At 33.0% G+C, this 16,140-nt stretch carries 17 protein-coding genes; 9 read left to right on the top strand and 8 right to left on the bottom strand.

The window, feature by feature from the left end; all coding sequences use genetic code 11:
• Positions 1–57 precede the first annotated feature (57 nt).
• The gene (locus KO493_RS14805; RefSeq protein WP_216068764.1) at positions 58–2,199 is read right to left on the bottom strand and encodes a S9 family peptidase; all 2,142 of its coding nucleotides are present in this window, start codon (positions 2,197–2,199) and stop codon (positions 58–60) included.
• A 68-nt stretch (positions 2,200–2,267) separates the two neighbouring features.
• Between KO493_RS14805 and KO493_RS14800 the strand changes: the two genes are divergently transcribed.
• Both KO493_RS14800 and KO493_RS14795 read left to right on the top strand, forming a co-directional pair.
• Complete coding sequence (locus KO493_RS14800; RefSeq protein WP_216068763.1) at positions 2,268–2,591, top strand: YbaB/EbfC family nucleoid-associated protein; 324 nt, start codon at positions 2,268–2,270, stop codon at positions 2,589–2,591.
• A 97-nt stretch (positions 2,592–2,688) separates the two neighbouring features.
• Entirely contained in the window at positions 2,689–3,018 is a 330-nt protein-coding gene (locus KO493_RS14795) for a YegP family protein (RefSeq protein WP_216068762.1), read from the top strand.
• A 20-nt stretch (positions 3,019–3,038) separates the two neighbouring features.
• On the opposite strand, the gene KO493_RS14790 is transcribed toward KO493_RS14795, so the two are convergent.
• Positions 3,039–4,058: a threonine aldolase family protein gene (locus tag KO493_RS14790; protein WP_216068761.1), complete on the bottom strand. Its 1,020-nt coding sequence runs from the start codon at positions 4,056–4,058 to the stop codon at positions 3,039–3,041.
• A 92-nt stretch (positions 4,059–4,150) separates the two neighbouring features.
• Here KO493_RS14790 and prfB point away from each other — a divergent pair.
• The 4 genes from prfB to KO493_RS14770 all read left to right on the top strand — a co-directional run bounded on the left by prfB (position 4,151) and on the right by KO493_RS14770 (position 8,838).
• Positions 4,151–5,261 (top strand): peptide chain release factor 2 gene (prfB, locus tag KO493_RS14785; RefSeq protein WP_216068760.1). Its coding sequence is split into 2 segments (ribosomal slippage): positions 4,151–4,213 and positions 4,215–5,261, totalling 1,110 coding nucleotides; the frame shifts between segments, so codons are not numbered across the junction.
• A complete protein-coding gene (locus KO493_RS14780; RefSeq protein ID WP_216068759.1) occupies positions 5,258–5,875 on the top strand; it encodes an HAD family hydrolase in 618 nt (205 codons plus the stop codon). The genes prfB and KO493_RS14780 overlap by 4 nt, the downstream gene beginning before the upstream one ends.
• Positions 5,875–6,216, top strand: a complete 342-nt coding sequence (gene arsC, locus KO493_RS14775; RefSeq protein WP_216068758.1) for an arsenate reductase (glutaredoxin) — start codon at positions 5,875–5,877, stop codon at positions 6,214–6,216. Before KO493_RS14780 ends, arsC begins: the two co-directional genes overlap by 1 nt.
• A gap of 87 nt (positions 6,217–6,303) precedes the next feature.
• Complete coding sequence (locus KO493_RS14770; protein ID WP_216068757.1) at positions 6,304–8,838, top strand: outer membrane beta-barrel protein; 2,535 nt, start codon at positions 6,304–6,306, stop codon at positions 8,836–8,838.
• Positions 8,839–8,919: 81 nt separating this feature from the next.
• On the opposite strand, the gene KO493_RS14765 is transcribed toward KO493_RS14770, so the two are convergent.
• Both KO493_RS14765 and KO493_RS14760 read right to left on the bottom strand, forming a co-directional pair.
• Positions 8,920–9,093 (bottom strand): hypothetical protein, encoded by a 174-nt coding sequence (locus KO493_RS14765; RefSeq protein WP_216068756.1) that lies wholly within the window; start codon positions 9,091–9,093, stop codon positions 8,920–8,922.
• A 94-nt stretch (positions 9,094–9,187) separates the two neighbouring features.
• Complete coding sequence (locus KO493_RS14760) at positions 9,188–9,829, bottom strand: peroxiredoxin (RefSeq protein WP_216068755.1); 642 nt, start codon at positions 9,827–9,829, stop codon at positions 9,188–9,190.
• Positions 9,830–10,031: 202 nt separating this feature from the next.
• Between KO493_RS14760 and fumC the strand changes: the two genes are divergently transcribed.
• Positions 10,032–11,429, top strand: a complete 1,398-nt coding sequence (gene fumC / locus KO493_RS14755) for a class II fumarate hydratase (protein ID WP_216068754.1) — start codon at positions 10,032–10,034, stop codon at positions 11,427–11,429.
• Positions 11,430–11,690: 261 nt separating this feature from the next.
• Here fumC and KO493_RS14750 read toward each other — a convergent pair whose 3' ends face one another.
• Both KO493_RS14750 and KO493_RS14745 read right to left on the bottom strand, forming a co-directional pair.
• The gene (locus KO493_RS14750) at positions 11,691–12,269 is read right to left on the bottom strand and encodes a Crp/Fnr family transcriptional regulator (protein WP_216068753.1); all 579 of its coding nucleotides are present in this window, start codon (positions 12,267–12,269) and stop codon (positions 11,691–11,693) included.
• 199 nt (positions 12,270–12,468) lie between these two features.
• The gene (locus KO493_RS14745; RefSeq protein WP_216068752.1) at positions 12,469–13,353 is read right to left on the bottom strand and encodes a chromosome partitioning protein ParA; all 885 of its coding nucleotides are present in this window, start codon (positions 13,351–13,353) and stop codon (positions 12,469–12,471) included.
• A gap of 106 nt (positions 13,354–13,459) precedes the next feature.
• Between KO493_RS14745 and KO493_RS14740 the strand changes: the two genes are divergently transcribed.
• The gene (locus KO493_RS14740; protein WP_216068751.1) at positions 13,460–14,479 is read left to right on the top strand and encodes a formimidoylglutamase; all 1,020 of its coding nucleotides are present in this window, start codon (positions 13,460–13,462) and stop codon (positions 14,477–14,479) included.
• Between the two features lie 7 nt (positions 14,480–14,486).
• Here KO493_RS14740 and KO493_RS14735 read toward each other — a convergent pair whose 3' ends face one another.
• Complete coding sequence (locus KO493_RS14735; protein WP_216068750.1) at positions 14,487–15,047, bottom strand: GNAT family N-acetyltransferase; 561 nt, start codon at positions 15,045–15,047, stop codon at positions 14,487–14,489.
• A gap of 22 nt (positions 15,048–15,069) precedes the next feature.
• Positions 15,070–15,654 carry an NUDIX domain-containing protein gene (locus tag KO493_RS14730; protein WP_216068749.1) on the bottom strand — a complete coding sequence of 195 codons (585 nt, stop codon included), beginning with the start codon at positions 15,652–15,654 and terminating at the stop codon, positions 15,070–15,072.
• Positions 15,655–15,854: 200 nt separating this feature from the next.
• Between KO493_RS14730 and KO493_RS14725 the strand changes: the two genes are divergently transcribed.
• A complete protein-coding gene (locus KO493_RS14725; protein ID WP_216068748.1) occupies positions 15,855–16,112 on the top strand; it encodes a hypothetical protein in 258 nt (85 codons plus the stop codon).
• Positions 16,113–16,140: the final 28 nt, after the last annotated feature.

Genomic DNA, 16,140 nt, shown 5'->3' with positions numbered 1-16,140 from the left:
GCCTTACCATTTGTAAGCAAAACAGCTTAAAACCCCACAAAAATAAAACTTTTTTTTCTACTGACCATGCATTCCTTCTAAATCTAATAAAAAGGCATACTCTAAAGCCACTTCTTTTAAACTTTCAAAACGCCCTGAAGCCCCGCCATGACCAGAATCCATGTCTGTATGAAGTAATAATTTGTTAGAATCTGTTTTTAGCTCTCTTAATTTAGCAACCCATTTTGCTGGTTCCCAATATTGTACTTGAGAATCATGCAATCCGGTAGTAACTAGCATATTTGGATACTTTATGGCTTTTACATTATCATAAGGTGAATACGACTTCATATATTGATAATATTCTACTTCATTAGGGTTTCCCCATTCGTCGTACTCTCCAGTAGTTAAGGGAATCGTGTCATCCAACATCGTAGTAACCACATCCACAAAAGGAACAGCTGCTAAAACACCATGATATAATTCTGGGTTCATATTAATAATAGCTCCCATTAATAAACCACCAGCAGAACCACCATAGGCATACAAATGCTTATTTGAAGTATATTTTTCTTCAATTAAAAATTTAGAACAATCTATATAATCTGTGAACGTATTTTTTTTGGTTAATAGTTTGCCGTTTTCATACCATTCACGACCTAAGTACTCACCGCCTCTAATATGAGCTATAACATATATAAATCCTCTATCCAGTAAACTTAAACGCACCGTTGAAAACGAAGGATCTATAGTTGATCCATAGGAACCGTAAGCATACTGTAGTAAAGGTGCAGAACCATCAAACTTCACGCCTTTTTTATAAACCATCGACATTGGTATTTTTACACCATCTCTTGCTGTAGCCCAGATGCGCTTAGATTCGTAATTTTCTTTTTTGAAATTTCCACCTAAAACCTCCTGCTCCTTCTTAATATCACTTTGCTTGGTTTTAAAGTTGTAATCAATAACAGAACTTGGTGATGTTAAAGCGTTGTAACCGTAGCGCATCGTATCACTATCGAAATCTGGATTATTCCCTAGATAGGCCGTATATGTTTCACTTTTGAATGGTAAATAATAATCTTCTTTACCATTCCAACTTATAATCCGTAAATTATTAAGTCCGTTTTCACGTTCATTAACAACTAAATAATCTTTAAAGATTTCAAGATCCTCAATAAGCACATCAGCTCTATGTGGTATAACGTCTTTCCAATTTTCTAAAGACGTATTATTTTCATGAGTCTTTGAAATTTTAAAGTTTGTAGCGCCATCAGTATTAGAAATAATGTAAAAGTAATCTTCGTAATGGGCAATACTATATTCTAAATCTTCTGTACGTTCTTGAAAAATTTTGAATTCACCATCAGGTGTATCCGCGTTTAAAAAACGGTATTCTGCAGATAAAGTACTTGAAGAACCAATAACAATATATTTCTTCGATTTTGTCTTATAAACAAAGGTGTTGAATGTTTCGTCTTCTTCGTAAAAGACTACGGTATCTGCGGTAGTTTCTGTATGTAATCTGTGCTTAAAAACTTTTTCTGAACGCAAGGTTACTTCATCCTTCATCGTGTAAAAAAGCGTCTTATTGTCATTAGCCCAAGTCGCGCTTCCCGTAGTGTTTTTTATTTTATCTGAATAAATTTCGCCTGTAACCAAGTTTTTAACCTGAATCGTATACTGTCTCCTGCTCACTAAATCTGTAGAAAAAGCAGCCATAGTATTATCTGGACTAATAGATAAGCCTCCTAAGTTAAAATAGGCTTGGTCTTTTGCCATCTCGTTACAATCGAATAAAACCTCCTCTTCAGCATCTAAGGTTCCCTTTTTTCTAACGTAAATCGGGTAATCTTTTCCTGTTTCATATTTTGTGATATACCAATAGCCATTTAACTTATAAGGCACTGTAGTATCATCCTCTTTAATTCTGGCTTTCATTTCCTCAAATAGCGTTTTCTGAAAATCTTCAGTATGTGCCATCATCGCTTTGGTATACTCATTTTCTTTATTGAGATAATCAATAACTTCAGGATGCTCTCTATCGTTCAACCAATAATAATTATCAGTTCTTTGATCATTATGAATGCTTAACTTATGTGCTATTTTTTTTGCGACTGGAGGATTCGCCTGAGTTTCATGTTCTATCATCTTATCATTTTCTTTACAAGAGTGGGCAAAAATAATGCTTAAGCATAGAATAAAGAGTTGATTTTTCATTTTATATTAATTAACACTAAATTTAGTCTATTTTTAATAATTTTGTATCAAACAAAAAAAGAAAAATTATGTTTGGAGATATGATGGGAATGATGGGTAAACTTAAAGAAACCCAACAAAAAGTAGAAGACACTAAAAAACGTTTAGACACTGTTTTAGTTGATGAATCTAGCAATGACGGAAAATTAAAAGTAACGTTAACAGCCAATAGAGCAATAAAATCTATTGATATAAACGACGAATTGTTAGAAGACAAAGAGCAATTAGAAGATTATTTAATTCTTACCTTAAATAAAGCCATTGAAAAAGCAACAAGTGTAAACGAAGCAGAATTGGCCGCTGTTGCAAAAGAAGGTATGCCGAACATCCCTGGAATGGATATGTTTAAATAAGTAAAAGTAAATTTTATAACATTTTTTTGACCTCTAGTAGTAGCAAAATAAATTTAATTCTCTTATTTTTAGTTTTTAATCTTAAATTTCAAAAATTATGTTCGAATTATTTCAAAGTGAAAACAACGAAAAATACTATTTTCATCTGAAAGCAAAAAATGGTCAAATTATCTTAGCTAGTCAAGGTTATGCAGATAAATCTGGAGCTAAAAACGGTATTGAATCTGTAAAAACAAACTGTGCAGACGACTCGAAATTTGAACGTAAAACTGCTGCTAACGGAAAGTTTCATTTTAATATAAAAGCTGCTAACGGACAAATTATTGGTTCAAGTCAAATGTACGCCGCTACAGATGGCATGGAAAACGGTATCGAATCCGTAAAAACCAATGCTCCAACTGCTGAAGTTGTTGATAAAGAAGCTTAATTTTATTGAACAGCGTCTTATTAATTGTTCGATTTCAAAATTTCTAAAAACTTATTATGCATGGTATCACTATAATTTAAATGTGTTACCATGCGTAATTTTTTATTACCCATTCCTATTATAAAAATATTTTGTTCTGCTAATTTTTGAACAAATGCTTTATCATCTGCATCATCATGTAGTTCAAAAATCACAATATTTGTTTCAACAGTTTCAACAGACTTTACTTTAGACAATTGTGTAAGTGCCTCCCCTATTTCTTTAGCTTTTTTATGATCTTCTTTTAGCCTATCAATGTTGTGATCCAAAGCATAATTTCCTGCAGCCGCTAAATATCCAGCTTGCCTCATGTTGCCTCCAAATATTTTACGAATACGCAAGGCATCTTTCATGATTTCGGCATTTCCCACCAAAACAGACCCTATTGGGCAGCCTAAACCTTTGCTTAAACACACCGAAATTGTATCAAATACTTTACCGTATTCTAGTAACGAAACGTTTGTTTCAACAATCGCATTCCATAATCGTGCGCCATCTAAATGAAATCCTAAGCTATTTTCAACACATACCTTTTTTATTTCTAAAATTTCATTAATATCCCAACAGGCCCCACCACCTTTATTTGTGGTGTTTTCAACTTCAACTAAGCTGGTTTTACTATAATAATAATCTTCTGGATTAATAGCTTCTAAAACTTGCTCGGCGGTAAACATTCCCCTATTTCCATCTATCAACTTACACGACACACCACTATTAAAAGATGCGCCTCCCGATTCGTAATTATAAATATGAGCATATTTATCACAAATAATCTGTTCGCCGGGGTTTGTGTGCAGCTTAATAGCTGTCTGATTTGCCATCGTACCGCTAGGAAAGAACAACGCCGACTCTTTACCAAATAAATTGGCTACTCTTTGCTCTAATAAATTAACGGTAGGATCTTCTCGAAATACATCGTCACCAACTTTAGCCTCCATCATAGCCGTTAACATTTCTGCTGTTGGTTGAGTTACTGTATCACTTCTAAGGTCTATTATCATTCTAGAGGTTTTAATGTAAAGCTATAAAATTATACTCAGAATTGTTTTCAACTGCTTGATTAAATCCTATTTTTGTTCAAAAGTAAAATGACATGATAACATCCGATCAAATAAAAGATCTTAATACCCGCCTCGATAAACTTAGGCACTATCTTTGACATAGATGCCAAACTTATAGAAATACAAAACGAGGAAGAACAAACCTTCGACCCCAATTTCTGGAACGATCCCAAAGCTGCTGAAGTCATTATGAAATCGCTTCGCGTCAAGAAAAAATGGGTTGAAGATTACAAAACCATTAAATCGCTTATAGAAGAACTTGACTTGCTTTATGAATTCCATAAGGAAGGCGAATATACCGCTGAAGAAGTTCAAGAACACTATGACAAAACTGCTGTACTATTAGAAGATGTTGAATTCAAAAACATGCTTTCGGAAGAAGGTGACAGTCTAAGTGCTGTGCTTCAAATTACCGCTGGTGCTGGTGGTACAGAAAGTTGTGATTGGGCCAATATGCTCATGCGTATGTATTTGATGTACGCCGAAAAAAGTGGTTTCAAAATAAAAGAACTTAACTTTCAAGAAGGTGATGTTGCTGGTATAAAAACAGTGACATTAGAGCTTGAAGGTGATTTCGCGTTTGGTTGGTTAAAAGGTGAAAATGGCGTACACCGCTTGGTTCGTATTTCACCATTTGATAGTAATGCCAAGCGCCATACCAGTTTTGCTTCCGTTTACGTTTATCCGCTTGTAGATGATACGATTGAAATAGATATCAACCCTGCTGATATAGAAATCACTACAGCCCGTTCTAGTGGTGCTGGTGGACAAAATGTGAATAAAGTTGAAACCAAAGTACAACTGCTACACAAGCCTACTGGTATACAAATACAATGTTCTGAAACACGTTCTCAACACGATAATAGATCGAGAGCCATGCAAATGTTAAAGTCACAATTGTATGAAATTGAACTTCAAAAACAACTGGCACAACGCGAAGACATTGAAGCCGGTAAAATGAAAATTGAATGGGGGAGCCAGATTAGAAACTATGTTATGCACCCTTATAAATTAGTTAAAGATGTACGTACTGGTCATGAAACAGGAAATGTAGATGCTGTTATGGATGGAAATATTCAAGAGTTTCTAAAGTCTTACCTCATGACAATGGGCCAAAAAGTTGAAGACGACAATCAATTATGAGTAAAATAGACACGATTATATTCGACCTTGGAGGCGTGCTTATCGACTGGAATCCTGAGTATGTTTTCTTAGACGTTTTTAATGGGGATCAAGAGAAAACACGCTGGTTTTTAGACCATATTTGTACAAGCGATTGGAACGAAAACCAAGATGCCGGTTATCCTTTAGTCCAAGCTACCGAAGATCGTGTTAAACTTTTTCCTGAATACGAAAAAGAAATTCGCTTATTCTATGGTAATTGGGAAATGATGCTAGGTGGTGCGATTAAGGGTACGGTTGACATTCTTAAAAAACTCATAGACTCCAAGACGTATAAAGTGGTTGCTTTAACCAATTGGAGCGCTGAAACCTTCCCTATTGCTCAAGAAAAATTTGAGTTTTTACAATGGTTTGATGCTATATTGGTTTCAGGAGAAGAAAATACTCGAAAGCCTTTTAAAGATATTTACGAGCTTACTTTAAACCGATTCAACATTAAGGCTGAAAACGCTGTTTTTATTGATGACAATTTAAGAAACATAGAGGCTGCTAAAAAAATAGGTATTCACGGCATTCATTTTACCTCCTCAGAAAAACTAGTAAAACAATTAGAGAACTTTAATATAAAACTATAATGATTAAAATATATCACAATAACAGATGTAGTAAATCACGTTGCGGACTTCAAATTCTTGAAGAATCTGGGAAAGATTTTGAAATTGTTAAATATTTAGAAGATGTGCCATCGGAAAAGGAATTAAAAAACATCATTAAACTTCTCAATATTAAACCCATTCAGCTGGTTAGAAAAAACGAAGCCATTTGGAAAAGTGAATTCAAAAATAAAGATTTAAGTGATGCCGAAATAATCACTGCCATGGTTAAAAACCCAAAGTTAATTGAGCGTCCAATAGTAATTAATGGGAATCAAGCAGTTATAGGTAGACCACCTGAAAATATTTCTGAGATTATATAATCTCAGGTGTTTTTATTAACATAACATTAACCATTCGTCCTTAAACCATGATATAAATTTACGGTCTTACTCGACAAACAACGACTAATGCACAAATTAATTCCATTACTCTTTACCTTTTTATTTATTTCAAATTTTAGTTACTCTCAAAAATCTATTAAAGGAAAGGAGCTAACCATAACGGGTACTGTTATTGACGAAGAAACCAAACAGCCTTTAGAATACGCAACGATTTCGTTTTTTAGCAAAGCTGAAAATAAAATTGTTGAAGGTGGCATCACTAATGAAAACGGAAAATTCAGTATTCCAATTTCTAAAGGCACTTACGATATTGCCATAGAATACATTTCCTATACTACAATTACACTTCCTAATAAAGTAATAAATTCAGATTTAGATATAGGGGCTATTTCATTAACTATCAATATGGAAGCCTTAGATGCCGTTGAAATCATTGCTGAAACGACTACGGTTCAAATTAAATTAGACAAAAAAATATATAATATTGGAAAAGATTTGACCGCAGCAGGTGGAACCGTTAGCGACGCCTTAAACAATGTACCTTCTGTTTCGGTTGATGTTGAAGGGTCTATCAGTTTAAGAGGCAATGAAAACGTTAGAATCTTAATAAACGGAAAACCTTCTACAATGGCTGGTTTTGGAGACTCAAATATACTAGCTCAATTACCAGCAGAAGCCATCGAACGTGTTGAAGTGATTACTTCGCCTTCAGCAAGGTACGATGCCGAGGGAACAGCAGGAATTCTAAATATTATTTTAAGACAAAAAGAAACGCTTGGTTTTAACGGATCTATAACTGCTTCAGTTGGAAATCCTGATTATGCAGGAATCTCTAGTAATTTAAACTACAGAACTGAAAAATACAATCTTTTTTCAAACCTAGGATATCGCTACTATGATGCGCCTAGAAACAGTAAGACCAATACACATTATTTTGATAAAATTGAGAATGGTCAAACCGTAGCTCCAGAATTTGAAAATATTAATGAAAATCAAAGGGTTACGCGTTTAAATCGCAATTTTAACGCCAGTTTGGGTATGGAATATTTCCTTACCGATAAAACCGCAATTACTGGAAGCGTTTTTTATAGAAATGGTGAAGATGCCGATGAATCTTTAAACTATAGTAAGCGGTTCAACACCAATATCTTAGAAGAAGAAACCCTTAGAAAAGAAATCGAAAATGAAGCAGGTAAAAGTTTCCAATTTGCTTTAAATTATGTCACTAAATTCAATGATGAAGGCCATGAATTGACTGCCGATTTTCAATATGAAAATAAAGATGAAGACCAGTTTTCTGATATTAATGAAATTTATATAACCACTAACCAAACGAATCCTGATCCATTTCAGCAAGAAAAAATTAATCAAACTGAAAAGGAAAAAGAATATTTAATTCAAGCCGATTATGTATTACCCATTGGTGAAGACTCTAGATTTGAAGCTGGTTTTAGAGGAAATTTTCAAAATGAAATCAAAGATTATACATTAAGACAAGAAGATCTTAATTCAGGAGATTTTTTTGTCAATGATACCATCTCTAATATTTTTGATTACACTGAAAATATTTCAGCATTTTACACGCAATACGGTACTAAATTTGGAGAATTCTCCTTTCTATTAGGCCTTCGCTTAGAAAACACACAATTAAAGGGGGTTATCGATTCTCAATTAACAGACCAAGAACTTGAAGACGCTTTTGGTTTTCCTATAGATCTGGATTTTAACAATAATTATCTTGGCCTATTCCCTACCGTAAATCTTATCTATAACCTAGCTAAAAAGGATGATAATAAAGAAGAAAGTATCACTTTTGGTTACAATAGAAGAATAAACAGACCGAGAGGATATTACATAAACCCTTTCCCTTCAAGATCTAGTAGAACAAATGTGTTTCAAGGAAACCCAAACCTTGCACCAGCTTTTTCAAGCGCTTTCGATATTGGTTACTTAAAACGATGGGATAAATTAACTTTAACAACATCTGTGTATTACCAGCACGAAACAGGTTCCTTTGAGCGTGTACAAGAAGATACTGGTAGACAAACTTCAGATGGAATTGATATTATTAGAACGATTCCTTTTAATTTATCTTCAAATGATAGAACAGGTGCAGAAGTTGGTGTGCTCTATAATCCTTATAAATGGCTAAGATTAAATTCTAGTTTTAATTATTTTCAGTTTAAAAAGGATGGCGAATTTAATGGTGTTGATTATGGCAACAGTGACAATAGTTGGTTTGCTAGATTTAGCAGTAAAGTCACCTTACCGGGAGAAATAGATTGGCAAACTAACATGAATTACAGAGGTCCAAATTCAAACGCACAAAGCACTACAGAAGGTGTTTTCTCTATGGATTTAGCCTTTAGTAAGGAAATTGGTGATCACGTTACAGCTTCTCTAAATGTTCGTGATGTTTTTAACTCTAGAAAATATATCTCTCTAACAGAAACCGAAACATTTGAAAGAGAGAGTGAGTCACAATGGAGACAACGTCAAGTCAACCTTTCTGTTATTTATAGATTCAATCAGAAAAAACAAGACCGCGAGAAAAGGAACAATCACGATCACGGTGGAGATGATGACGATTTTGAAGGTTAATATTTTATAAAAAATAACAAAACATAAAAAAAGAGGTTAATTTGAAATTAACCTCTTTTTTTTATAATAAACTTATGTTTTCTAAGCTTGGCGCTTAGCTTTCTTTTCTTCTTTAATTTCTTTTAACTTTTCAATTATAGATCCCCCAATCCAGTAAGGCACTATAAATGTTACTAAAAAAATCATCAACCAAAAACCTAAAGTTAAAATGGTTAAAAATGCTAAAAAGCCTAAATATTGATCAAAATCAAACATAATGTAAAGTGTCGGTTATAAAATCTGTCGCAAATATAATGTAAAGACCTTTGTTATACAAAATCAATATAAAATTTATTAACAGAGTTTTCAACTAATTTAAGTTGGGCTGTGGTGTTGTTCTTAAGTAAGGTTTAATTTCCTCAAACCCTTTAGGAAATATACTTGGTATATCTGCAGTAGCCACAGAAGGTACAATAACACAATCTTCACCATTTCTCCAATTCGCAGGAGTAGCCACTTTATGATACGCTGTTAATTGTAATGAATCAATAACACGCAAAAGTTCTTCAAAATTCCGCCCTGTAGATGCAGGATAAATAATCATCAATTTCACTTTTTTATCAGCACCAATAACAAATACCGATCGTACTGTTAAATTACTATCTGCATTTGGATGAATCATATCATATAATTCTGAGACTTTTCGGTCTTCATCTGCAATAATTGGAAAATTAACTATGGTTTCTTGCGTTTCATTAATATCTTTTATCCAACTACGGTGAGAGTCTAAGCCATCTACGCTTAAGGCGACCACTTTTACATTTCTTTTGTCAAATGCCGCCTTATATTTAGCTACCGTACCTAATTCTGTTGTACAAACAGGTGTATAATCTGCTGGATGTGAAAATAAGATACCCCAGCTACCCCCTAGCCATTCATGAAAATTAATTGTTCCTTCTGTAGATTCTGCCGTAAAATCTGGAGCTTCATCTCCCAATCTAATTGTTGCCATAATATGATCTGTTTAGTTAAAAATTAAAATTAGTTAAATCACATAAGTGACTCATATATGCTAAGTTACTTAATTTATATTTTTTTATCAGATCAAAATCATTATATAATTGTTAAAAAAGTAATCTAAAAATTACATGAATCCTATTCTTAAAAACTGGTAAAAGCCGTAACTTTACATCTTAGAATTTAATACTTTCAAAATGAGTTACAGAATAGAAAAAGATACTATGGGCGAGGTACAAGTACCAGCCGATAAACTTTGGGGTGCACAAACAGAACGCTCTAGAAACAATTTTAAAATTGGACCTGCGGCTTCTATGCCATTAGAGGTTGTATACGGCTTTGCTTACTTGAAAAAAGCGGCTGCTTATACAAACTGTAAGTTAGGTGTTATGGATGCTGAAAAGCGTGATTTAATTTCTCAAGTATGTGATGAAATTTTAGAAGGTAAGCATGATGATCAGTTTCCTTTAGTGATTTGGCAAACAGGTTCTGGTACTCAGAGTAACATGAATTTAAATGAAGTAATTGCCAACAGAGCACATCAATTGGCTGGAAAAGTTATTGGCGAAGGCGAAAAAACAATTCAACCTAACGATGATGTTAATAAATCACAATCTTCAAACGATACCTTTCCTACAGGTATGCATATCGCTGCTTACAAGAAAATTGTAGAAACAACGATTCCAGGAGTAAAACAATTAAGAAATACTTTAAATGCTAAATCTAAAGCGTTTAGTAATGTCGTTAAAATAGGGAGAACCCATTTAATGGACGCTACACCAATAACATTAGGTCAGGAAATATCTGGCTATGTGGCTCAGCTAGATCATGGTCTTCGTGCTCTAGAAAACACATTACCCCATTTAAGTGAATTGGCTTTAGGCGGAACAGCTGTCGGAACAGGATTAAATACTCCTGCTGGTTATAGTGAAGTGGTTGCAGATTTTATTGCTGAATTTACAGGTTTGCCATTTATAACAGCTCCAAATAAATTTGAAGCTTTAGCAGCTCACGATGCACTAGTCGAAACACATGGAGCATTAAAGCAACTAGCAGTTTCTTTAAATAAAATTGCTAACGATATTAGAATGATGGCTTCTGGCCCGCGCTCGGGTATTGGAGAAATTATTATTCCAGCTAACGAACCAGGAAGTTCTATAATGCCAGGAAAAGTTAACCCTACACAATGCGAAGCGATGACAATGGTTTGCGCACAAGTTATGGGTAACGATGTTGCCGTTTCTGTTGGTGGATTACAAGGTCATTATGAATTAAATGTTTTTAAACCTGTTATGGCTGCTAACGTGTTGCAATCTGCGCAATTAATTGGAGATGTATGTGTGAGTTTTGAAGAAAACTGTGCTGTAGGTATTGAACCAAACCAAGAAGTTATTAATACGTTATTAAACAACTCATTAATGCTTGTAACTGCTTTAAATCCTAAAATTGGTTATTATAAAGCTGCTGAAATCGCCAACACGGCCCATGCAAATGGTACAACATTAAAAGAGGAAGCGGTTAGATTAGGACATGTTTCGGCTGAAGATTATGACGCTTGGGTAAAACCAGAAGATATGGTTGGAAGTTTGAAATAATCATTCAAATACTAAGATATAAAAAAGCAGGTAATAGAAATTACCTGCTTTTTTATGGTTGGTTGGTTGGTTGGTTGGTTGGTTGGTTAATTAGTTAGCTAGTTAGTTGGCAGTCCATAAAAAAATAAATCTTTAAATGAATTACTCAAATATAGAATTATCTTGTTAACCTTATATTAACATTTGTTAATAATGTTAACAAAACCTTAAATTTTAACATTTACTTACAAAACAAGACATATTTCGTAGTAAAAAACCTACCTACTTGATGTCTTTTAGTTTTTTTCTAATTCTACTAAGTTGAACAGGGGTTATACTTAGAAACGTTGCTATTTGATATTGTGGTATCAGTCTTTCTAAATCTGGCATTTCTTTACATAATTTCAAATAGCGTTCTGTAGCGTCCATAGAAATGAGTTCCAATTGACGCTCTTCATATTTTATGAAAATATGCTCTAAAATTTTATTATATAAAGAACTTACATTAATATCCTTTTTACAGAGTGTCATAAAGTCTATAAAATTTAATTCATAAACTTTACTGTCTGTTAAAGCTTCATAAACCAATTTAGATGGTTTTTTTTGAATTAATCCCGTAAAGGCGCCTACAAAGCTAAAGGGCGTAAAAAAACTTTTAGTATACTCCTTTCCGTCCTCAGAACTCAAATAAGCGCGCATCATTCCCGAAACGAGCATATATATTTTTGTAGGCACCTCTCCCGTTTTAGAGACTTGAGTTCTCGCTTTAAGTTCTTTTAGCTTAGATATATTTAATAACTGCCTATAAGTCTCTTCAGAAACATCTAAAAAAGTGTTTAAAAAAATATAATTAGAATCCATAATGTAATCTATTGAAAATTATTTACAAGGTACTGGGAGGGAGATCATACCAAAATAATACGTGAAAATTTCATCTAAATATATACAAATTATAGGAATAAGTAACATTTACGATGTATACCGTAATTTAAATGAAGTCATAAAAAAAACCTCAAACTATAACATTTGAGGTTTTTGGCTTTAAGTGTATTGAGTATTATTATTTTAATGTAAACTCTGAAGTTGATACTAAATCTTTTTGATTAAAAACATTTACAATGTAACGTCCTTTTTCAAATTTATTATCATCTTTTAAAGCTACAAATTCACAAATATTTAAATTTGCATTTTCATAATTGAATTTACTAATAATACTATAGTTTAAAATTTTATCTTCAAATTCTACTTGTTCGTTAAGTCCTAAAGTATTGTTTTTGGGGTCGATAACTTGAACATACAATTCTTGATCTCCTGCTTGAACTAAAGCGTTTTTAGCAACTGTAAAGCAAACACGTATTTTATCTGCTCGTCTAGCACGTTCCGTTGGAATTACTTTACCAGAAGTTCTTTCAATAACTCCAGATCCTTTTAAATCTAAGGTATTTAATATAGAAGCATTTTCAACGACTTCAGCTAATGCATTGTTTTGTACCAATAATGAATCAGTAAAAACAGTACGCTCTTCTAAACGAACACGTGTGCTATCTAATGAGGTTGCTAAATATGAATTTTCAATTCTTAAAGAATCATTTTGAGCCATGATAGCATCCATTTCTTTCTGTAATGACACATATTTTTGTTTATATCTCCATAAACTTTTTACATTCGTTTCAGAAATTTTTAAAGAATCTATTAAGCCTTGAATACGACCTCTAGCTTCAATTAAATTGTTATTAGTAATTTCGCTTTCGCTAATCGCATCATCATATTGCTTAGCCATAGCGTTTAAATCGTTCATTACTAATTGCTTTTGTTCTACCAACTCTTTTTTGTCGTCGTTAGACTGTTTATAAAGGTTCATAGTATAAAATCCTGTTCCTAAAAATAAAACAATAGCGATACCTAAAGCAATTTTTAATCCAGAACTCGTTTTGTTATTTTCCATAATTTTGTTGTTTTAATTTTGATAAAGTTAAACGTAATTTTTATTATTTGGTTTGTTAAGGTTATAAAATTATTATAATGTATTTTTAATATTCAAACTTAAATTCATGGATAAACTGGTTTTATTTAATAATGCTAAACGTAATAACCTACTAAACAAACGCTTGGGAGAATCCAAGTTTGGCCAACACGTAAAAATGCTGTCCAACGTCAGTCATATATACGAGCAACTTTTAAATTTGGATGTTGAATTTGTAATAGTTGGGCTGCCTGAGGATCTAGGTGTTTTTGCAAATCATGGCAATACAGGTGCCTCAAAAACATGGGAAACTACTTTAAAAGTATTATTAAATATTCAGAGCAACGATTTTACGCATGCAGATAAAGTATTAGTTCTAGGTCACTTAGACTTTTCTTCAGAACTTAAAACCTTAGAAAAGCTCAACTCCTCTAAAAAGAAAGATATTCTAAAAGCAAGGAACCTCGTTGACAAAATAGATAGTTACGTCTCACATGTTATTTATCAAATTATATTGGCTGGAAAGAAACCTATTATTATTGGTGGTGGTCATAACAATGCTTACGGCAACCTAAAAGGGTCTAGTTTAGCCTTAGGAGATGCTTTGAATGTCATTAATTTTGATGCGCATTCCGATTTTAGAGCCGAAGAAGGACGCCATAGTGGAAATGGTTTTAGTTACGCTTTCGCGGAAGGCTTTTTAGACCATTACTTTGTTTTTGGATTACATGAAAATTATACATCAGACCGTATTTTTAGAACATTAGAAACTAATAAAAACCTGAAATACAACACATTTGAAGCCTTAGAGGTTAGAAATGAATTGAAATTTAAAAATGAACTTAACCGTGCGTCCGAATTTATTTGCGAGACACCTTTTGGAATAGAAATTGATTGTGATGCTATTGAAAATACACCGAGTAGTGCCATGTCGCCTAGCGGATTTAGCATAAAAAAAGCGAGACAATTTTTACATCACTTTGCGAAACAAAAAAAGGTTACCTATTTGCACCTTTGTGAAGCTGCTCCTACAAAAAAGAAATCCGATCAGGTTGGCAAACTCCTTACCTATTTAATTACTGACTTCATTAGGGCTGTTAAAACTTAGTTTTTTTTTAACTTTCTGTATAATCGCTTTTGTTAATTTCATAACAAATGCATTTTTGAAATTCGGGGTGTTCCTTTAAATTTGGATGATTAAAAGCTGTTAGTTTCTTCATTCCTAACTTTTTCATAACCAACTCCGATTTAAAATTCTGCACCGTACAAGTGGCTATGATCTTATTTAGTTTCAAAGTTTCAAAAGCAAACTCAAGACATTTTTTTGCACCTTCAGTGGCGTAACCTTGTCTCCATGCGCTCTGTTTTAATCGCCAACCAATGTCTGTAGCTGGTGTAAAATCGCTTTCATATTTCTGATGAGCTAATCCTATGAAGCCTATAAACTCTCCTGTGTCTAAAATTTCAGTGGCAAAATAATTATAACCCTTTTTTATATAATGATTTTGAAGTCGCTCAATGAAATCAGCAGTTTCATTGCGAGTTAAAGTTTTTGGGAAATAGGACATGACCTCTGGATCTGCATTTAATTTTGAAAACGCATCCAAATCACTTTTATCCCAATTACGAAAACCAAGTCTCTCAGTTATGAAAATATATTTTTTATTGGTTTTCATTGCTCTCCAAGGCATTTATTTACTACTCTAATAACTTATGAATCTGTGCATATTGTAAAAGCACAATTGTTCTTGTATCATTAATTTCTCCACTGTTCAACATGTTTACGGCATCGGTAAAAGGCATTTCCAACACCTCAATATCTTCGTGTTCACCTGCTACCCCACCACCTTCACTAACTTTCATATCATCGGTATATTCCCCTATAAAAAAGTGCATTTTTTCCGTCAGAACCCCTGGTGAAGAATAGGCTTCAAAAACTTTTTTAACTTCTTTTAAACGGTAGCCAACTTCTTCTTCAGTTTCTCGTATCACACATTTTTCAGGATGGTCTTTATCTAACATGCCTGCACAGATTTCAACCAACAGTCCATCCTTATTATCATTCAAATAAGTTGGCATTCTAAACTGTTTGGTTAAAATTACCGTTTTCTTGGTTGTGTTATATAGTAGAATTCCTGCGCCATCTCCCCGATTATATACTTCACGCCATTGAGTAACCCATTCACCATTAGACATTAGATAGTCAAAACTGAACTTTTTAAGTATATAATAATTATCGGAAAGCAATGCGCTTTTAATATTTTTAACGTTGTTATTTGTCATTTTATAACCTTTATTTTTTAATAAACTCAAATTAGATTTCATGATTTCAATAAAAAAACATAGTTATTTTTTATAAAACCATCAACAAAACAATTAAAATTGAAAAACTAATATACTTTCTAAGAAATTAGTTTTAAACAGTTTTCAATCAATTAATTAGCCTATATTTGATTGACTGAACACTTTAATTCGCATTTTTCATGCAACTTATTAACCTCCTAAATCAACAATTAGCACTACCAATTGCTAACCAAATAGGTATACTAAATATATTAATTATTATATTTATTTGCTTCGGAATACTGTTAATAATTGGTCTTCGAAAATCATATCAACTCAAAAAGGAAAATGAACGTTTAGAAGCCATGAATGCTATGATGGATAGTAAAAATGATGATGACGAAGAAAAACCGTATCAGGATTTTACTGATGGTCACATGTATGGCGGAAATAACTAAAAAAAAACGCCCACTTTTCAGTGAGCGT

This window comes from Pseudotamlana agarivorans, from assembly GCF_018860245.1.
Taxonomy (GTDB): domain Bacteria; phylum Bacteroidota; class Bacteroidia; order Flavobacteriales; family Flavobacteriaceae; genus Pseudotamlana; species Pseudotamlana agarivorans_A.
The sequence above is the reverse complement of the archived record's forward strand: the minus strand, read 5'-3'. Positions and strand labels throughout refer to the sequence as shown.